The organism is Microbacterium sp. NPDC056052 (assembly GCF_042266785.1).
Taxonomy (GTDB): domain Bacteria; phylum Actinomycetota; class Actinomycetes; order Actinomycetales; family Microbacteriaceae; genus Microbacterium.
The window spans coordinates 272,140-290,838 of the sequence record NZ_JBHJWV010000002.1 but is presented as its reverse complement, the minus strand read 5'-3'; the positions used below and the strand labels follow the sequence as shown (position 1 = coordinate 290,838).

Here is an 18,699-nt window from a genome sequence, read left to right as displayed (position 1 = left end):
AAGCAACGGATCCGGACGGCGCCGGGGACAGGGCGTCAGAGCGGCGGCGGGACCACCGAGTCGCGGAGGATCAGGACCGGGGGGATCGGGGCCGCTCCGCCCTCCGGATCGACTGCGCCCTCCGGACCGACCCCGCCCTCCGGACCCACTCCGGCCGCCGGGGCCGCTCCCCCCTCCGAACCCGCTCCGCCGGCCGGGCCCGCGGCGCCCGCCGCACCCGCAGCAGCTGTCGGACCGGCTGGGCCCGCGGCGGCGGTCGGACCGGTCGAGCCCGCGCGAGCCGACGGAGCGACCACGGCGGATCCGCTTTCCGCGATCACCTGCGCGACCGCGCGGTGCGCGAGCTCCTCGAAGTCCTGGCGCACGGTCGTGAGCGGCGGCCAGGCATACGCCGCCTCCGGCACGTCGTCGAAGCCCACGATGCTGATGCGCTCTGGCACGGCCACTCCGGCCGCGCGCAACCCGCCGATCAGGCCGAGCGCCATCTGGTCGTTGGCCGCGAACACCGCCGTCGCACCCGAGGCGATCACCGCCCGCGCGGCCTCGTGTCCCGAGCGCGGGCTCCAGTCGCCGCCGAACACCGCACCCGCGGGCAGACCGCGGGCCGCGAGCTCCTCGGCGAAACCGGCCGCACGCGCCTCCGCCTCGAGCCAGTCCGCCGGACCAGCGAGGTGCGCGATGCGCTCGTGCCCCGCATCGGCGAGGGTCGCCACGGCCACCCTCGCGCCGGCGCGCTGATCGACGGAGAAGTCCGACCGCTCTGCGGCGTGCAGGATGATGACGGGGATCCCGATGCGCAGCGCGTCGAGCACCCCGAGCGTGCGGGCGTGGGGCGCGAACACGATCAGCCCGTCCACGGATTGCGCGCGCAGGTGCTCGATCGCGGCGGTGACCGAGGCCTCATCGCCGGAGTCGGCGAAGGCCGCCGTGATCCAGTACCCGGCCTCTCGCGCCGACGCCTCGATGGCCGCCATGCTCCGCGAGGGCCCGTACTGGAGCGCGTCCGAGGCGAGCACCCCGATCGTCCTCGTGCGGTGCGTGCCCAGCGCCCGCGCGGCGTTGTTCATGCGGTAGCCGAGCTCGGCCATCGCGGCGACGACCCTGGCGTGCGTGTCGGGCGCCACATCCGGATGATCGTTGAGCACGCGCGACACGGTCTGCCGCGAGACCCCCGCCCGCGCGGCGACATCGCGCACTCCCACGGCACGCTGAGGCTTCGACTCACTCACGCCTGCGAGTGTACGGCCCGGACGCGGACCCCACCCGCGTCCGCCCGTCCTCTTCAGGTCGCAATCCTCCAGTCGGGGTCGCAGTTCCTGCTCCTTCGGGGCCTCCCGAGCAACCGAAAGTGCGACCTGAACCCCCAAGCCGACCGCTACAGGCCGAGCCGTTCCAGGAACGCGTTGCGGAACCGGCCGGCCGGATCCATCCGATGGGCGAGCGCGACGAAGTCGTCCCACCGCGGAAAGCGACGACGGATCTCCGCCGGATCCAGCGTCGACAGCTTGCCCCAGTGCGGGCGGGCGGTCTCGGGCAGCGCCGCCTCGATCACCGGCAGCAGCGCCTCGACCGCGGGCTGATCCCGCCGCCAAGTGAAGTGCAGGCCGACGACGGGCTCGCCGTAGGCCGGGCTCAGCCACAGCTCGTCGGCCGCGACCGTGCGGATCTCGTTCACGAGGAGCAGCGGGGCGATCCGATCGGCGAGCGCGCGGACCGCCTCGATCGCGCGCACCGCGTCGCGACGCGGCACGAGGTACTCGCTCTGCAGCTCCTCGCCCGCCGACGGCGTGAAAGCCAGCCGGAAGTGCGGCAGCCGCTCGTGCCACGGGCCGGGCCGCCCGAGCTGCGGCGTGCAGGCCTCGGCCGGAGCGCCCAGGATCGGGTGCCGCGGTACCGTCGCCGGGCTGGTGCCGAGCCGGGCCAGCAGTTCGTCGTCGAGGGCGGGCCCGCCCGCACGCGTCTTCACCCAGAGCTGATCCGCGCGGTCGCGATCCGTCCAGCGGCTGAAGATGCTGACGCTCGTGCCGAGCGCGGTGACCCGGTCGAACTCCGCGAGCACCGCATCCCACGCGGGCCCCTCGTGCACGGTCTGCACCACGTCATACGACGGCTCGACGTCGAGCTCGAGCTCGACGATCACGCCGAGAGCTCCGAGCGAGACGACCGCCCCGGGGAAGTCCGGGTCGCCGCGTCGCACGACCCGCTCCCCCTCCGGCCCGACGAGTGTGACCGCGCGCACGGCCGTGGCGAGGGATCCGATGGCGTCGCCGGATCCGTGGGTGCCGGTCGACACCGCCCCCGCGACGGAGATGTGGGGCAGGGACGCGAGGTTCGCGAGGGCGAGACCACGCCGCTGCAGCTCCGCCCCGAGCTCGCCGTACCGGATGCCACCCGAGACGCGCACCGCGTCGGGAGAGACCTGCTCGATCACGACGGGCATCGCGGAGAGATCGACGAGGGTGCCGTCGGTGTCGGCGATGGTGCTGAAGCTGTGCCGCGACCCGAGCGGGCGCAGCGGCCCCGGTGCCGCGAGCGCGCTCTCCAGCTCGTCGCGGCTGCGCGGGCTGGCGATCGCCGCCGCGCCGTACGTCACGTTCCCGGCCCAGTTCGTCCCGATGCTCATCGCCACATCATAGAGGCGCGAGGATCCCGCACGACGCGCTCGTTACATCGATAGAACCGCTCGCGCCACCCGACGCGACATCTCGGGCATAGGCTGAGCGCATGGCCGGGAGCACGCGCGCGACGATGCGCGATGTCGCGTCGCTGGCGGGGGTCTCGGCGAAGACCGTCTCGAACGTCGTCACGGGCGCCGTGTTCGTGCGCGACGACACCCGCGAACGCGTCGAGGAGGCGATGCGCAAGCTCGACTTCGTCCCCAACCTCAGTGCCCGGAGCCTGCGCAACGGCCGCTCCGGGGTCATCGCGCTCGCCCTCCCCTACCTGGCCACGTCGTTCTCCGCGGAACTCCTCGACCACATCGTGCAGGCGGCGCGCGCCCGAGGCCTCGCGGTGCAGGTCGAGCAGACCGGATCCGAGCCGCGCCGCGAACGCGAGCTGCTCTCGCGCGCCCGCGCACACCTCGTGGACGGGCTGATCCTCAACCCGATCCGACTCGAGGACAGCGCGCTCACCGATGCCGACCGCCAGCTGCCGGTGGTGCTCATCGGCGAGGTCGAGCACCAGCTCGCCGACCACGTCGGTATCGACAGCGTCGCAGGGGCGGCCGAGCTGACACGGCACGTGATCGCCCGTGGCGCCCGGCGGATCGCAGTCGTCGGCGGCGACGACCAGCACGCGATCGCGACCGCCACCAGCCGGCTCCGCCTGCACGGGGTGCGCCAGGCCCTCGCCGAAGCCGGGCTGCCCGCGGATCCTCGCCTGACGGCGAACCACGCGGACTGGACGATGAGCGGCGGCGCGGCCGCGATGAGCGAGCTGCTCGCACGCGGCGTGCCGTTCGACGCCGTCCTCGCGTTCACCGACTCGCTCGCCGCCGGCGCCCTGCACGTGCTGCACGGGCGCGGCATCCGTGTACCGGAGGACGTGCTCGTCACCGGCTTCGACGACGTGGAGCTCGCCCGCTTCACCGATCCCGCCCTGTCGACGGTGCAGATCGACCGAGCGGCGTTCGCCACGGCTGCGGTCGCCCTGCTCTCCGAGCGGATCGCGGATCCGACCGGCACCCCGCGCACGATCACGGTGCCGCACCGGCTCATCGTGCGCGACAGCACCGCTGCCTCCCCGCAGGGCTGGACGCCCGTTTCCTGACCCCCTGCCGGCCGGCGCCGGCACCGATACCGCGGCGAGAGGGAAAACAGCGCTCATCCTCACGTCCGCGCGACGTCTTCCATCTCGCAACCGGGCGAACCCCGTCCTGAAGAGGGAAAACGCACACCCGCCGGATCCCCGCGCAGCGGTATCCATCTCCCACCGCGCGAGTGTCCGAAGACCGCGCGTGCCGTGACCGGTCCCGGAAACCCTCTTGCGCAGGTTATTTCATCGATGTAATGATGTCGGCATCCCCTGATCGTCCACGAAGGAGTGACGATGACACCACCTCTCGATCTGAACCGGCGGCAGTTCCTCGGCGCCGCGGGCCTGACCGCCGGCGCCGCCCTGCTCGCCGGATGCGCCCCGTCCGCATCGACCGCATCCGGGCCTCGCACGCTGCAGTTCTGGCACCTGCTCTCCGGCGGCGACGGCGTCACGATGTCGGGCCTGCTCGACGCCGCGAACACCGGCCAGTCCGCGTACCGCATCCGCCCCACCGTGCTCGCCTGGGGCACGCCGTACTACACGAAGCTCGCGATGGCCGCGGCCGGCGGGCGGGCCCCCGACGTCGCGATCATGCACGCCACCCGCGTACTGGGCTGGGCCCCGGGCGGCCTCCTCGACGCCTGGGACACCGGCCGCCTCGCGGACCTCGGCGTGGACGCGTCGACCTTCCCGGATCCGATCTGGAAGAAGGGCGAGGTCGACGGCAGGCGCCTCAGCATCGCCCTCGACGCGCATCCCTTCGTGCTGATGTACAACACCGACATCTGCCGGAAGGCGGGCGTGCTGGATCGGGACGGGCGCCTCACCGAGGCGACGAGCCCCGAGGAGTTCCTCGCCATGGTCGACGCGATCGCCGCCGTCACCGGCGGACACGGCCTCTCCTACGGCTACCTCGGCGACGGCGCCCAGATGTGGCGCCTGTTCTACACGCTGTACACGCAGCACGGGATCGAGATGGAGCTGCCGCAGGGCAGCCCTGCCATGATCGACAAGGACGCCGCCGTCGCCTCGCTCGCCTTCATGCAGAAGCTGCTCGACGGCAAGCGCGCCGCCGCACAGGCCGACTACGGCACGGCGGTGGCGGAGTTCGCGACCGGCAAGAGCGGCATGTTCCTCAGCGGGGTGTGGGAGCTGCGCACGATGCAGGCGGCGAAGATCCCGTTCGACATCGCGATGATCCCTCCGCTCTTCGGCACCAGAGCCGTCTACGCCGACTCGCACTCGTTCGTGCTGCCGCACCAGTCGCACCCTGATTCCGCGAGCCGCGATCTCGTCTACCGGTTCGTGGCGGACATGCTGAAGGGATCCTTCGGCTGGGCCGAGGCCGGGCACGTCCCCGCGTACCTCCCGGTCACCGAGTCCGCGAAGTACGCGGAGCTGGTCCCCCAGGCGCACTACGCCGAGGCCGCGAAGTACGTGCGGTACGACCCGCCGGCGTGGTTCACCGGGTCCGGATCCAACTTCCAGGGCCAGTTCGGCGCCGCGGCCCAGCCCGCGCTGCTCACCGGCGGCAGCCCCGCCGAGGCCGTCGACCGCTTCGCGCAGGCTGTCCAGCGCTTCCTCGGCCAACCCAATCCCGCCGATCCGGAAGGAGCACGGAGATGACCGCCACGGCCTCCCCCACCACGACGACCCTCGTCACCGGGCGCCCCGCCTCCCGCGCGCTGCGCCGGCATGCGGGCGGATCCCAGGGCAACGAGCAGCTGATCGGGTGGGTGTTCCTCACGCCCTTCCTCATCGCATTCGCGCTGTTCCTCGTCTGGCCGATCCTGCACGGCCTCTACCTGAGCTTCACCGACCAGTCCCTGACCGGATCCGGTGGAGGATTCGTCGCGTTCGCGAACTATGCCGAGGCGCTGATCGACCCCGTCATGTGGGGCGCGTTCGGCAACACGGTGTGGTTCACGCTGCTGTCCACGATCCCGCTCGTCGTGATCGCGCTCGTCATGGCCGTGCTCGTCGACCGCGGCCTGCCCGGCCAGTGGCTCTGGCGACTGTCGTTCTTCATGCCGTACCTGCTGGCCTCCACCGTGATCTCGCAGATCTGGATCTGGATCTTCAACCCGCAGATCGGCGCGGCGAACAACGTGCTGAAGGCCTTCGGCCTCGAGCCGATCGCGTGGCTGCAGGATCCGAAGGTCAACATGCTCGCGATCGTCATCGCGACCGTGTGGTGGACGGTCGGATTCAACTTCCTGCTCTACCTCGCCGCCCTCCAGAACATCCCGCAGCAGCAGTACGAGGCGGCCTCGCTGGACGGGGCGGGCGGCTGGCGGCAGTTCACCTCGATCACGCTCCCCCAGCTGGGCCCGGCGACGACGCTCATCGGCCTGCTGCAGATCCTCGCGTCGCTCAAGCTCTTCGACCAGGCGTACCAGATGCTCGGCGGCCTCTCCAGCGACACCACCCGCTCGATCGTGCAGTACATCTACGAGACCGGCTTCGTCGGATACCGATTCGGCTACTCGGCCGCGATCTCGTACGTGTTCTTCGCGATCATCATCATCCTCGGCGTCGTGCAGGCGCTGATCACCCGTCGACGGAAGGACGCCCGATGACCACTGCGACCCGCACCCTCGTCGTCCCCGGCGCCGTGCGCGCCCGCACCCGCCGGCCGGTCGGCCGCCGGTTCACCGTGCTGACCGTCCTCGCCTTCGCGGTGCTCCTGCTCCTCGCGATCGGCTGGCTGCTGCCCTTCCTGTGGGCCGTCGCGACCGCGTTCAAGACCGAGACGGACGCCGCCTCGGGCGATTCCGGCTGGATCGGAGCGAGCGGCCCGACCGCCCAGGCGTTCACCGCGATCCTGTCGCAGGGCAACGTGTACCTCTGGGCGTGGAACAGCCTGTGGACCGCGACCGCCGTCACCGCGATCACGGTCACGATCTCGGCCCTGGCCGCCTATGCGTTCTCCCGTCTGGACTTCCGCGGGCGCAAGTGGCTGTTCGTGGCGATCATCGCCGCGATCGTCGTGCCGCCCCAGGTGCTGATCATCCCGCTGTTCTACGAGATGCTGGCGTTCAACCTGGTCGACACCCACTGGGGCCTGATCCTGCCGCAGGTCGTGGCGCCGGCGATGGTGTTCATCCTGAAGCGGTTCTTCGACGCGATCCCGATCGAGCTGGAGGACGCGGCACGCGTCGACGGCGCGAGCAGGTTCCGGGTGTTCTGGTCGGTGGTGCTGCCGCTCAGCCGGCCGATCCTGGCCTCCGTCGCGATCTTCGTGTTCATCGGCGCGTGGAACAACTTCCTGTGGCCGTTCCTCGTCATCAACGACACCGGCCTGATGACGCTGCCGGTCGGTCTGCAGACCGTCATCAGCGCCTACGGCGTGCAGTACGCGCAGGTCATGGCCCAGGCCGTGCTCGCCGCGCTGCCCCTCATCATCGTCTTCCTCATCTTCCAGAAGCAGATCGTCAAGGGAGTCGCCACCAGCGGCTTCGGCGGTCAATGACCCGCCCCGAAAGGACCCTCATGACCCACGCCCGCATCACCATCGACCGCGACTTCACCATCGCCGACGTCCCCCGCCGCCTGTTCGGCCAGTTCGTCGAGCACATGGGCCGCTGCGTCTACACCGGCATCTACGAGCCGGGCCACCCCGCCGCGGACGCCCGCGGATTCCGCACCGACGTGCTCGAGCTCGTGCGCGAGCTCGGCCCGACGGTCGTGCGCTACCCCGGCGGGAACTTCGTCTCCGGCTACCGCTGGGAGGACGGGATCGGCCCCGTCGCCGATCGTCCGGTCCGGATGGACGGCGCCTGGCACACGATCGAGACCAACGCGTTCGGGCTCCACGAGTTCATGGACTGGTCGCGCGAGGCCGACGTCGAAGTGATGGAGGCGATCAACCTGGGCACGCGCGGGGTCGAGGAGGCACGCGCACTGGTCGAGTACGCGAACCACCCCGGCGGCACGTACTGGTCGGACCTGCGGCGACGCAACGGTGCCGAGGATCCCTTCGGCATCACACTGTGGTGCCTCGGCAACGAGCTGGACGGCCCGTGGCAGATCGGCCACAAGACGCCCGCCGAGTACGGCCGCCTCGCGCAGGAGACCGCCAAGGCGATGAAGCTCGTGGATCCGAGCATCGAGCTCGTCGCCGTGGGCTCCTCGAATCGGCAGATGCCGACCTTCGGCACCTGGGAGCACACCGTGCTCACGCACGCGTACGAGGAGGTGGACTACATCTCGATGCACGCGTACTACCAGGAGCACGACGGCGACGCCGCGTCGTTCCTCGCCGAGGCGGTCGACATGGACGCGTTCATCGACGGCGTCGTCGCGACGATCGATGCGGTCAAGGCCGCGGGCAAGCACACCAAGCAGGTCGACATCTCGTTCGACGAGTGGAACGTCTGGTACCAGTCGGGCCTGGACACCGAGGACCAGCCGCACCAGGTGGAGAAGACCTGGCGCGAGCACCCGCGCCTCATCGAGGACACCTACAACGTCACCGATGCGGTCGTGGTCGGCACGTTCCTGCACAGCCTGCTGCGCCACGGCGACCGGGTGAAGATCGCGAACCAGGCGCAGCTCGTGAACGTGATCGCCCCGATCCGCTCCGAAGAGGGCGGGCCCGCCTGGCGGCAGTCGATCTTCTGGCCGTTCGCGCGCATGGCGAAGATGGCGAAGGGGCGGATCCTGCGTCTCGCGGTCTCCTCGACGAAGGCCCCGACCGCCCGCTACGGCGACGTGGACGAGGTCGACGCGGTCGCGACCTGGGATGAGGAGTCGGGCCGGCTCGCGATCTTCGTGGCGAACCGGTCTCTCGACGCCGAGGCCACGGTGGACCTGGATCTGCACGGGCTGCGCGCGACCGCATTGCGCTCGGCGGAGGTGCTCACGGTGCCCGAGGACGGCGACCGCCTCACCGCGAACCTGCTCGGCACCCCGGACGCCGTGGGGCTGCGGCCGCTCGCCGGGGTGGCCCTCGACGACGGCGCGGTGCGCCTGACCCTGCCGGCGCTGTCATGGTCGGCGGTCGAGCTGGACGTGGCACGGGCCTAACCCCGGCGCGCCGGCGGCGTCGGGTGCCCGGTCGGTTCGGGTCGCCCGGTCCCGCTCAGGTCGCAGTTCCGGCGCTCCGGATCCGCTCAGGTCGCGCTTTCGACACTCGGGATCCGGTCGGGGTCGCACTTTCGGTTCTCCAGACCGGCCCGACACAGCAGAAAGTGCGACCCTAACTGGCCGCGTGCGACCTGAGCGGCCATCAGCCCAGCGAGTACGCAAGCTGACGCTCGGGATCCACTCGGATCGCACTTTCGGCGCCCCGGATCCGCTCAAGTCGCGCTTTCGGCGCTAACAACCTGCCCGACACAGCAGAAAGTGCGACCCGAACGGACCCCGACCGGGGCGGGCCGTCAGCCCAGCGGATCAGCCCAGCGGGTCCGCGAGCAGGCGCTCGAAGGCCGCGTCGGCGGCGCCGATCAGGAGGCGATCCGCTCCGAGCGCGGCGGCGGAGAGCTCCAGCCCCTCGGCGGACGCGGCGAGCGCGCGCCCGCGCACCTCCTCGTCGAAGCCCTGCGGATCGAGGTCCCGGAGGATCCCGAGGAATCCGCCCAGCACGATCATCGACGGGTTCAGCACGTTCACGGCGTTGCCGAGCGTCGCGGCGAGGATGCGCCGTTGCCGTGCGACCTCGGCGGCCGCCGGCCCCGTGTCGAAGGAGGAGGCGGCGGCGAGGGCGACGCGGAGCTCGTCGTCCTCCGGCGCGGCCAGGTCCGCGGCCTGCACGAGGCGCGCCCGGTTGACCTCGTCCTCCAGCACGCCGCCCTCGGCGCGCCGATCGGCGGCCTCCGCCACGCTCGCCGCGGTCTGCCCCCACTCGCCGGCGTATCCACCGACGCCGCCGATGAGCCTGCCGTGCAGGATGAGCCCGCCGCCGATGCCGCTGGCGCCGCCGTTGAGGTAGACGACGTCCTCGTGCTGCCTAGCGGCGCCGAACAGCCGCTCCGCCCGCGCGCCGAAGGAGGCGTCGTTGCCCACCACGACGTCGACGCCGAGCGCCGCGGCGAGCGGTCCCGCGATGTCCGCGTCGCGCCACTCCAGGTGCGGCGCGAGCCGCACGAGTCCGTCGGAGACCCGGACGAGACCGGGCACCGCGACTCCCACGCCTTCGATGCGACACCCCTCCAGCGCGCCGCCGCGCCAGCCCTCCACGACCCGGGCGACGATCTCGACGACATCCGCGATGTCCGGGCGTTCGACGGGGATCCGCACCCGTTCGCGCACGGCGCCGCCCAGTGACACCGCGCCGATCTCGACGGCGTCGATCTCGGGGTTCACGCCGATCGCGACGACATCGGGGCTCGGCACGACCACCGGCGACGGACGCCCCACCCTGCGCGTGGGATCGGGCTCGTGCTCCTCGACGAGGCCCGCCTCGACCAGGCGCCCGACGAGGTCCGACACCGTGGACCGGTTCAGCCCGGTCTCCGCGGTGATCACCGCGCGCGAGCGAGGACCGGAGTGATGCACGAGGCGCAGCACTTCGGCGAGGTTGGTGCGCCGCACCCCCTCGACGGTCGTGGCGCGTTCGTTCATCCGGCGTCTCGCTTCCTGCACGGGGTGGGACTCCAGGCTACCGATCGCACCCTCCCGGTCGCGCCGGCGCGTACTCGAAGCGGGTCACGCGCACCTCTCCGCGGGGATCCGCCCCGGCGCTCGTCGCGTAGGCGCCGAGCCAGAGCCCGAGGAAGCCGCCCGTGGCGGAGGCGTCCAGCTCCCGCCCGTCGGCCGTGACGAGTTCGACGCCCTCGTGCCGGAAGACGTAGTCGTAGCCGCGCCCGCTCAACACGAACTCCACCTCGTCGGCGTCCGCCGTCGCACCGTGATCCTGCCGCAGCACGTCGCCGGCGCGGCAGCGCTCGGAAGACAGCAGCAGCCCTTCCTCGGTGCGGCGGACGAAGAGCGTCACGTGATCCCGTTCGGACTGCCGCAGGACGAGGCCCGCGCTCTCGCCCCTGGCGAGGCCGCGCACGTCCAGCACGCAGCGCACCTCGACGTCCCGGTGCTGCTGCCTCACCCCCAGGAACGCCGGTGTCGACGGCTCCCGCAAGGACGCAGCGCGCACGGGCAGCCGCCACGTGCCGCCCTCGGCGACCGCGACCTCCGCGGGCAGCGCACGAAGGGCCGTCCACCGCGGATCGGCCGGCGCGACGACGCCCGCGACGCGGTCGTCCGGCTGCCAGGATCCGGGCGGGGCCGCGGAGGCCGGCCAGGGGATCCGGACCGTGCGCGGCAGCCGGCCCTCGCCCGGCGCGAACACCGGCCAGCCGTCCTCCCACGACAGCGGGCACAGGAACGTCTCCCGCCCGAGCGGGTAGTGCTGCCCGTCGGCCGCGCGCATCGCGAGCATCACCGCCTGCCAGGACCCGTCGGGGGCCTGGACGAGATCGGCGTGCCCCGCGCCGATCACCTCGCTCGTGCGCCCGAGGTGCCGATGCGTGAAGACCGGGTTCGCCCGGTTGCCGACGTAGGGCCCGGTGATCCGGTCCGCGCGCGCCACGCTCACCGCGTGATGGAACTCGGTGCCGCCCTCCGCCGCGATCAGGAACCAGCGCCCGTCGATCCGGTACAGATGCGGCCCCTCCGCCCAGACCGCGCCGTGCACCGCGCCGCGCCAGATCACGTACTCCTCGCCGACGAGCGCCTGCCGCGCCGGCGAGTACTCGCGCACCCACACCTCGGTCTGGTCGGGCCACTCCGGCTCCGCGGTCAGGCGGGTGCCGTGCAGCCACACGCGCCCCTCGTCGTCGAACGCGATCGATGGGTCGATGCCCCCGGCGTCGAGCATCACCGGATCGCTCCACGGCCCCGCCGGATCCGTCGCGGTGACGAGGAAGTTCCCACCCCGGGACGGATCCTCCCGGTCCACCAGCGTGCACGCGACCCAGTACAACCCGAGCCCGTGGCGGATCGTCGGTGCGTAGAGGCCTCCGGAGGATCCGATGCCGTCGACCTCGAGCATCCCCGGCCGGTCGACCACGTGCCCGATCGTCTCCCACCGCACCAGGTCGCGCGAACGCAGCACCGGAAGGCCGGGAAGGTACTCGAAGGTCGAGCTGACCAGGTAGTACCACTCGCCCACCCGGCAGACCGACGGATCCGGATGGCATCCGGGCAGGATCGGATTGTCGGTCTCGATCACGCGATCGACACCGCCACCACGCGGGCGTCCGCGGAGGTCACCTCGTGCACCTCGCCGGTGAGCGCCACGGAGAGCGCAGGCGTGGCCGAGCCCGGGAGGGCCCGGCGCCGGTGTGCGCGCTCGTTCGAGATGGCACCCCCGGTGACGCCCGCGATCTCGGGCGCCGCGGCGGAGGCCTCGGCGTGGGCGGCGGCCCATACCTGCACCTCCCCCGGTTCGACGACCCGCGTCAGGGCGCGGTCGCTGAACGCGAACCGGGCGGAGGGCACCTCGAAGCGCACCGTACGGCGCTCACCCGGATCGAGTTCCACCCGCGCGTACCCGAGCAACTGCGCGACGGGCCGGGTGACGCTCGCGACGACGTCCCGCCCGTACAGCTGCACGACCTCGGCCCCTCGCCGAGCGCCCGTGTTCGCCACGACCACCGAGGCGGTGAACGCCCCACTCGTCGGCGCCTCGGCCGAGACCTCGAACGCGTCGTACGAGAAGGTCGTATAGGACAGTCCGAAGCCGAACGGCCGCAGCGGAGAAGGATCCGCCGAGGTCACGTCCGAGGGGCCGCCCAGGATCGGATGCAGGTAGCTGTACGGCTGCGCTCCCGAGGAGCGCGGCAGGCTGAGCGGCAGACGTCCGGAGGGCGTCGCCGCGCCGGTCAGCACGTCCGCGATCGCCGCCCCGCCCTCCTCCCCGGGGAAGAAGGCCTGCAGCACGGCCGCGGGTCGCGCCGCGCCGCCGTCGAGCGCCCAGTCGATCGCGTAGGGCCGGCCGGAGAGCACGACCATGACCACGGGGGTCCCCGCCGCCACGATGCGCTCGACGAGGTCGCGCTGCACGCCGGGCAGATCCAGCGACTCCACGTCGTTGCCCTCCCCGACCGTGCCGCGCCCGAAGAGGCCGGCCTGGTCGCCGACCACGACGACCGCGACGTCGGCGGCCGCGGCGGCCCGCTCCGCCTCGGCGAACCCCGTGCGGTCGTCGCCCTCGACCTCGGCCCCGCGGACGTGCACGATCTCCGCGGCGGGGAGGGCTGCGGCGAGCGCCTCGCGCACGGTCGGGATCTCGATGCCGAGCTCGTGGTCCGGGTGGTGGGCGAGCACGTGGTTCGCGAACGAGTAGCAGCCCTGCAGGGCCTCGGTGCGATCGGCGTTCGGGCCGATGAGCGCGATCCGCCGTGCCGTCCCGGCGAGCGGCAGCGTGCCGTCGTTGGACAGCAGCACGAGCGATTCGGCCGCGAGCCGACGCGCGACCTCGCGGTGCCGCGGGGTGTCGAGGTCGACGGCGGACGGCGGCTCGTCCTCGAAGGCGTCGGCCTCGAGCAAGCCGAGCTGCTCCTTCTGAGCGAGGACACGGATCACCGCGCGGTCCAGATACGCCTCGTCCAGCAGGCCCGAGCGGATCCGGTCGATCAGCGGCGTCGCGTAGGCGTCGCCCGAGGGCAGCTCGACGTCGATCCCCGCCCGCAGCGCGAGCTCCGCGGCCTCGCCCCGGTCGGCCGCGACGGCATGCATGACCTCGAGGAACGCGACGGCGAAATAGTCGGCCACGACGACGCCGTCGAAGCCGAGCCGCTCCCGCAGCACGCTGGTCAGCAGCTCCGGATCCGAGGCGACCGGAACACCGTCGATCTCGGCGTAGCTGTTCATCACGCTGCGCACGCCGCCGTCGCGGATCGCCATCTCGAACGGCGGAAGGAAGACGTCGGCGACCTCGCGCGGCCCCGCGGAGACGGGCGCGTGATTGCGGCCCGCGCGGGACCCGGAGTAGCCGAGGAAGTGCTTCAGCGTGGCGTGCACCCCCGCGGACTGCAGGCCCTGCACGTAGGCGGTCCCGATCGTCCCCACCAGATACGGATCCTCGCCGATGCACTCGTCGACCCGTCCCCAGCGCGGATCGCGGACCACGTCGAGCACCGGAGCGAGGCCCTGGTGGACGCCGAGCCGCCGCATCGAATCGCCGATGAGCGCGCCCATCTCCGCGACCAGCTCGCGGTCGAACGAGGCGCCCCAGGCGAGGGGGGTCGGGAACGTCGCCGCCTTCCACGCGGCGAGACCCGTCAAGCACTCCTCGTGCACGAGCGCGGGGATGCCGAGCCGCGTCTCGCGCTTGAGCCTGCGCTGCTCGGCCCACAGCCAGGCGGCGCGCTCGGCCGGCTCGACGGGACGCGTGCCGTACACGCGCGTGTAGTGGCCGATGCCGTTGCGGGTCACGTCCGCCAGGGTGTCGTGACGCCCCGCGGCCGCCATCTCGTTCTGCAGCGGGGCCACGACCTCGCCGCCCTGGTCGAGCCAGTATCCGACGAGCTGTGCTGCCTTCTCCTCGAGCGTCATCCGCGCGAGGAGCGCCCCGACGCGGTCGGACGCGATCGGGAACGCCGGGACCTCCTCCGTCGAGGGGAGGGTCTCCAGGGACGTGTCCGAAGCCATGCTCAGCCCTTCACCGCGCCGGTCAGGCCGCCCACGATGCGGCGTTCGAAGAGGCTGAAGAAGATGAGCGCGGGCAGCATCGACAGCGAGGTGTAGGCGAGCACCCGGGCGGTGTCGACCGAGTACTGCGAGGAGAAGTTCTGCACGCCGAGCGGCAGCGTGAACAGGCTCGGATCGTTGAGGATGAACAGCGGCAGCATGTAGCCGTTCCACGATCCGACGAAGGCGAGGATGCCGACGGTGACGACGCCCGGCAGGCTGAGCGGGATCACCATCCGCCAGAAGAAGCCGAGGCGGGACGCGCCGTCGATCGAGGCCGCCTCCTCGAGCTCCTTCGGGATCGCCTTCAGGAACGGCACGAGGATGATGATCGTCGTCGGGAGCGCGAACGCGATCTGCGGCACGATGATGCCGGCCAGGCTGTTGACCAGGCCGAGGTTGCGGATCAGCAGGTACAGCGGGGTGATCGCGACGGTGACGGGGAACATCAGCCCGGCGGCGAACAGCGAGTACATGACCGGCTTCGCAGCGAACTCGTACCGGGCGAGCACGTACGCCGCCATCACGCCGAGCAGCACGGCGCCGGCGGTCGTGCCGATCGCCACGACGGTCGAGTTGACCAGGGCGGTCCAGAACTCCGATCCGGCGAGCACGTCGGAGTAGTTGGAGAACTGCCAGGGGGCGGGGAAGCCGGACGGATCCTTCGTGATCTGCGAGTTCGTGCGGAACCCGCCGATGATGATGTAGAGCACGGGCGTGATGCAGATCGTCACGAGCACGATCGCGATCAGATACAGCCCTGGACTCCCCCAGGGCGCCTTCTCGGAGCGGCGGCCGCCCCTGCGGCCGCGCGGCTGCACGATGGCCGTGGTGCGGAGGGTGTCGGTGGTCATCTGCGGGCCTTTCCGCTGTCGCCCGTCAGGGCGCCGTCGGTGTCGCGCCGCAGCACGAACCGCTGATAGATCAGGGCGACGACGAGGGTGATCAGGAAGAGCATCACCGCGACCGCGTTGCCGAAGCCGTAGCTGCCGGCCAGATGCCCGTTCTGGTACATGTACGTCGCCATCGTGGAGGTGCCCGCCGTCGCGGAGATGTACTGCCCCCAGATGATGTTGACGAGGTCGAAGAGCTGCAGGGCGCCGATGATCGACAGGAACGCCCATATCCGGATCGTCGGGCCCAGCAGCGGCACGGTGATGTTCCACTGGATCTTCCAGAATCCGGCGCCGTCGATCGCCGCCGCCTCGAAGAGCTCCTCGGGGATGGACTGCATCCCCGCGAGCATGAGGATGACCGCGAAGCCGATGTACTTCCAGGTGATGATGATCATCAGCGTCCACAGGGCGAGCTTCGGATCCGCGAGCCAGGAGTTCTGGAGGAAGCCGAGTCCGAGCTTGCCGAGCAGCGAGTTCAGCGCGCCCGCGTCCTGCATCATCAGGCTCCACCCCGTGCCGACGATGACCTCGGAGATCACGTAGGGCACGAAGATCAGCACGCGGATCAGCGACCGCCCGCGGAACTTCTGATTCAGCAGGAGCGCGAACAGGATCGCGATCGGCCCCTGCAGCACGAGCGAGAGCACGACGATCGCGAAGTTGTGCACCACCGCGTCGCGGAAGGTGTGGTCCTGCCACATGTGGATGTAGTTGTCGAGACCGACGAACTGCGTCGGCCAGCCGAACCCGTTCCATTTGAAGAACCCGTAGACGGATGCCATCCCCACCGGGAGGATGACGAATCCGACGAACATCAGCAGGGCGGGCCCCGAGAGCAGCGCGATCTCGCCGCGCTTGCGCCAGTCGGCGCGGGCTCGCCGCACCGGGGCCGGGGTGGTCCCGGTCCCGGTGCGGCGGTCGCTCTCAGGCACAGCCTCGGCCATCACCTGGGTGCCAGTCATCGCTCTCGCTCAGCCCCTCGCCGCGGCGTCGGTGATCTTCTGGAGAAGGTTCTTCGGGTCGCCCTGACCGGCGAGCATCTCGACCACGCCGGTGTTCAGTGCATTGCCGACGTTCTGTCCGAGGGCGGTGTCGAGCCAGAGCGCCACGTACGGGGCGCTTCCGTACGCCTCCATGAGCGGCTTCAGCGACGCGTTGTCGACGGCGCCCTTCGCGTCCTGGTTGGCGGGGATGGTCTGGAACGCCTTCGCGTAGTTCTCCTGCTGCGCCTTCGATGAGACGAAGTTGAGGAACTTCTCGCAGGAGGACGGGGACTTCTCGGAGCAGGAGTATCCGTCGACGCCGCCCATCATCGCGCCCGGCTCGCCCTTGCCCCCGGAGACCTCGGGGAACGGGAACCAGTCGAGGTCCGCCAGCGGCTTCTTGTCGGGCGTGAGGCTCGCGATCACGCCCGGGTCCCAGGCGCCCATGAGCTCCATCGCCGCCTTGTGGTTGGCGACCAGGCCGGCGGACGAGTTCGCGCCCTGCTGGGCCGAGGTGGTGAGGAAGCCCTCGTTGAACGGCTCGACCTGCGCGAACTTCTGCAGGTTGTTCGCCGCGGTCAGCCAGCAGCCGTCGGTGAAGTCCTTCTTGGTGGCGAGGTTCGTGATGAGGTCCTTGCCGCAGGCGCGCACGGCGAAGAAGTAGTACCAGTGCGCGGCCGGCCAGGCGTCCTTCGCACCGAGGGCGATCGGCGCGATGCCGGCGGCCTTGAGCTTGGTGATGGCGGCCTCGAGCTCGTCCATGGTCTTCGGGGTCTCGGTGATGCCCGCCTTCGCGAACAGATCCTTGCTGTAGAAGAGGCCGCCGGGCAGCACCGCCATGGGCACGCCGTAGAGCTTGCCGTCGACGGTGAACGCGCTCAGCGCCGCGTCTCCGATCGCCTTCTTGACATCGGGATCGATCTTGTCCGACAGGTCCTTGACCTTGCCCGCGGCCACGACGTCGGCGAGCTTGCTGCCTCCGCGCGCCATGAAGACGTCGGGCATGTCTCCCGAGTTGACGGCGGTCTGCAGCTTGCCGTCCATGTCCTCGTTCTGGATCGACGTGACCTTGACCGTCACGTCGGGGTTCGCCTTCTGGAACGCCGCGGCCGCGTCGGTCCAGAACTGCTTGCCGTCGCCGGTGGTCGAGTTCTGCCAGACGGTCAGTGTCTGCATGCCGCCCTTGTCGCCACCACCGGAGCCTCCGGAGCAACCGGTGAGGGCGAGTGCTCCCACGGCTGCGAGCGCCACGGCGGCGGTCAGCACCTTGCGGATCTTCATGCTGTGTCTTCTCCTCATCGTCGAGTTCAGCACTGAGTCGACAATTTGTTGTCGGCTACAGCGAATGTGCTGTGCGCCTACTCTGGCACCCCGGATCCGCGCATGTCAAACGATATCGATAACGTTTTCTATCGATAGATTGATGCGATGAGCCCACGCATCACGATCCATGACGTCGCCCGGGCCGCGGGCGTCTCGGTCGCGACCGTCTCGAAGGCGATCAACGGCCGCGACGGGGTCGCACCCACCACGCTCGCGCACGTCCAGGAGGTCGTCGAGCGGCTCGGCTACGAGAGCTCGCTGGTCGCGACCTCCATGCGACGCCGCCGCACCGACGTGATCGGCGTGCTGGTGGCCGAGTTCGAGCCGTTCGCCGTGCAGCTGCTGCAGGGTGTGTCGACAGCCCTGCAGGGGACGCGGTTCGACGTGCTGGCCTATGCCGGGACCGTGTCCGCCGGCGACCACCGCGGATGGGAGCGCCGCTCCCTGTCGCGCCTGGGCGGAACCCTGATCGACGGCGCGATCCTGGTGACGCCGACCACGACGCCGACGGAGGGAGCCGTGCCGATCGTGGCGATCGACCCCCACGAGGGATCCGAGGGGCCCGCGAGCGTGAGCGTTCTGAACGTCGACGGGGCGCGCGCCGCGACCGCGCACCTGGTCACCCTCGGGCACCGGCGCATCGCGCACCTGCGCGGCCGGACGGATCTCGAGTCGGCGCATCAGCGGGAGGACGGCTATCGGCGAGCCCTCGAGGATGCCGGGATCCCGTTCGATCCGGCACTCGTCGCGGACGGCGGCTATCGCGCCGCGGCATCCACCGCCGGCGCCCACGCGCTCCTCGATCTCGCCGACCCGCCCACCGCGGTGTTCGCCGCCAACGACCTGTCCGCGATCGAGATGATCCGCGTCGCCGTCGAGCGCGGCCTGCGCGTTCCGGACGACCTCTCCGTCGTCGGCTTCGACGACGTGCCGGAGGCCGCGGCGCACACGCCTCAGCTGACCACCGTGCGCCAGCCCCTCACGGAGATGGGCGCGGCGGCGGTGCACCTGCTCCTGGCGATGCTCGACGGGGCGCCGCGGGAGCACGTGCGGATGCCGGCCGAGCTGATCGTGCGGAACTCGACAGCCGCCGCCCGGCGCTGAGC

General features: G+C 71.2%; 14 protein-coding genes. 6 read left to right on the top strand and 8 right to left on the bottom strand.

Annotation, left to right across the window (positions count from 1 at the left end):
• Positions 1-35: 35 nt before the first annotated feature.
• Positions 36-1,229, bottom strand: coding sequence for a LacI family DNA-binding transcriptional regulator (locus tag ACFC1J_RS05400; protein WP_375903219.1), 1,194 nt, complete (start codon positions 1,227-1,229; stop codon positions 36-38).
• A 146-nt stretch (positions 1,230-1,375) separates the two neighbouring features.
• The gene (locus ACFC1J_RS05395) at positions 1,376-2,623 is read right to left on the bottom strand and encodes an FAD-binding protein (protein ID WP_375903217.1); all 1,248 of its coding nucleotides are present in this window, start codon (positions 2,621-2,623) and stop codon (positions 1,376-1,378) included.
• 101 nt (positions 2,624-2,724) lie between these two features.
• Here ACFC1J_RS05395 and ACFC1J_RS05390 point away from each other — a divergent pair, with 101 nt between their 5' ends.
• From ACFC1J_RS05390 to ACFC1J_RS05370, 5 genes are all read left to right on the top strand, one after another.
• Positions 2,725-3,771, top strand: a complete 1,047-nt coding sequence (locus ACFC1J_RS05390) for a LacI family DNA-binding transcriptional regulator (protein WP_375903216.1) — start codon at positions 2,725-2,727, stop codon at positions 3,769-3,771.
• A gap of 279 nt (positions 3,772-4,050) precedes the next feature.
• Entirely contained in the window at positions 4,051-5,385 is a 1,335-nt protein-coding gene (locus tag ACFC1J_RS05385; protein WP_375903214.1) for an extracellular solute-binding protein, read from the top strand.
• Complete coding sequence (locus ACFC1J_RS05380; RefSeq protein ID WP_375903212.1) at positions 5,382-6,338, top strand: carbohydrate ABC transporter permease; 957 nt, start codon at positions 5,382-5,384, stop codon at positions 6,336-6,338. Before ACFC1J_RS05385 ends, ACFC1J_RS05380 begins: the two co-directional genes overlap by 4 nt.
• A complete protein-coding gene (locus tag ACFC1J_RS05375) occupies positions 6,335-7,231 on the top strand; it encodes a carbohydrate ABC transporter permease (RefSeq protein WP_375903210.1) in 897 nt (298 codons plus the stop codon). The genes ACFC1J_RS05380 and ACFC1J_RS05375 overlap by 4 nt, the downstream gene beginning before the upstream one ends.
• A gap of 20 nt (positions 7,232-7,251) precedes the next feature.
• Positions 7,252-8,787: an alpha-N-arabinofuranosidase gene (locus tag ACFC1J_RS05370; protein WP_375903208.1), complete on the top strand. Its 1,536-nt coding sequence runs from the start codon at positions 7,252-7,254 to the stop codon at positions 8,785-8,787.
• Between the two features lie 366 nt (positions 8,788-9,153).
• Here the strand turns inward: ACFC1J_RS05370 and ACFC1J_RS05365 are convergent, their stop codons facing one another.
• Genes ACFC1J_RS05365 through ACFC1J_RS05340 form a run of 6 tightly spaced genes read right to left on the bottom strand, consistent with a single transcriptional unit; the run spans position 9,154 to position 17,551 of the window.
• On the bottom strand, positions 9,154-10,323 hold the full coding sequence (locus ACFC1J_RS05365; RefSeq protein ID WP_375903206.1) for an ROK family protein: 1,170 nt from the start codon (positions 10,321-10,323) through the stop codon (positions 9,154-9,156).
• A gap of 37 nt (positions 10,324-10,360) precedes the next feature.
• Complete coding sequence (locus ACFC1J_RS05360; protein ID WP_375903204.1) at positions 10,361-11,929, bottom strand: family 43 glycosylhydrolase; 1,569 nt, start codon at positions 11,927-11,929, stop codon at positions 10,361-10,363.
• A complete protein-coding gene (locus ACFC1J_RS05355) occupies positions 11,926-14,352 on the bottom strand; it encodes a glycoside hydrolase family 3 N-terminal domain-containing protein (protein ID WP_375903202.1) in 2,427 nt (808 codons plus the stop codon). Before ACFC1J_RS05355 ends, ACFC1J_RS05360 begins: the two co-directional genes overlap by 4 nt.
• A gap of 2 nt (positions 14,353-14,354) precedes the next feature.
• Positions 14,355-15,245, bottom strand: a complete 891-nt coding sequence (locus ACFC1J_RS05350) for a carbohydrate ABC transporter permease (protein WP_375903200.1) — start codon at positions 15,243-15,245, stop codon at positions 14,355-14,357.
• The gene (locus ACFC1J_RS05345; RefSeq protein WP_375903635.1) at positions 15,242-16,231 is read right to left on the bottom strand and encodes a carbohydrate ABC transporter permease; all 990 of its coding nucleotides are present in this window, start codon (positions 16,229-16,231) and stop codon (positions 15,242-15,244) included. Before ACFC1J_RS05345 ends, ACFC1J_RS05350 begins: the two co-directional genes overlap by 4 nt.
• Positions 16,232-16,258: 27 nt before the next feature.
• Positions 16,259-17,551 (bottom strand): extracellular solute-binding protein, encoded by a 1,293-nt coding sequence (locus ACFC1J_RS05340; protein WP_375903198.1) that lies wholly within the window; start codon positions 17,549-17,551, stop codon positions 16,259-16,261.
• A gap of 147 nt (positions 17,552-17,698) precedes the next feature.
• Between ACFC1J_RS05340 and ACFC1J_RS05335 the strand changes: the two genes are divergently transcribed.
• Positions 17,699-18,697, top strand: a complete 999-nt coding sequence (locus tag ACFC1J_RS05335) for a LacI family DNA-binding transcriptional regulator (protein WP_375903196.1) — start codon at positions 17,699-17,701, stop codon at positions 18,695-18,697.
• Positions 18,698-18,699 lie beyond the last annotated feature (2 nt).

Excerpts from the sequence above, each read along its gene's own strand:
- ACFC1J_RS05395 (WP_375903217.1), bottom strand. The coding sequence starts at position 2,623 with ATGAGCATCGGGACGAACTGGGCCGGGAACGTGACGTACGGCGCGGCG.
- ACFC1J_RS05390 (WP_375903216.1), top strand. The coding sequence starts at position 2,725 with ATGGCCGGGAGCACGCGCGCGACGATGCGCGATGTCGCGTCGCTGGCG.
- ACFC1J_RS05385 (WP_375903214.1), top strand. The coding sequence starts at position 4,051 with ATGACACCACCTCTCGATCTGAACCGGCGGCAGTTCCTCGGCGCCGCG.
- ACFC1J_RS05380 (WP_375903212.1), top strand. The coding sequence starts at position 5,382 with ATGACCGCCACGGCCTCCCCCACCACGACGACCCTCGTCACCGGGCGC.
- ACFC1J_RS05375 (WP_375903210.1), top strand. The coding sequence starts at position 6,335 with ATGACCACTGCGACCCGCACCCTCGTCGTCCCCGGCGCCGTGCGCGCC.
- ACFC1J_RS05370 (WP_375903208.1), top strand. The coding sequence starts at position 7,252 with ATGACCCACGCCCGCATCACCATCGACCGCGACTTCACCATCGCCGAC.
- ACFC1J_RS05365 (WP_375903206.1), bottom strand. The coding sequence starts at position 10,323 with ATGAACGAACGCGCCACGACCGTCGAGGGGGTGCGGCGCACCAACCTC.
- ACFC1J_RS05355 (WP_375903202.1), bottom strand. The coding sequence starts at position 14,352 with ATGGCTTCGGACACGTCCCTGGAGACCCTCCCCTCGACGGAGGAGGTC.
- ACFC1J_RS05350 (WP_375903200.1), bottom strand. The coding sequence starts at position 15,245 with ATGACCACCGACACCCTCCGCACCACGGCCATCGTGCAGCCGCGCGGC.
- ACFC1J_RS05345 (WP_375903635.1), bottom strand. The coding sequence starts at position 16,231 with ATGGCCGAGGCTGTGCCTGAGAGCGACCGCCGCACCGGGACCGGGACC.
- ACFC1J_RS05340 (WP_375903198.1), bottom strand. The coding sequence starts at position 17,551 with ATGAAGATCCGCAAGGTGCTGACCGCCGCCGTGGCGCTCGCAGCCGTG.
- ACFC1J_RS05335 (WP_375903196.1), top strand. The coding sequence starts at position 17,699 with ATGAGCCCACGCATCACGATCCATGACGTCGCCCGGGCCGCGGGCGTC.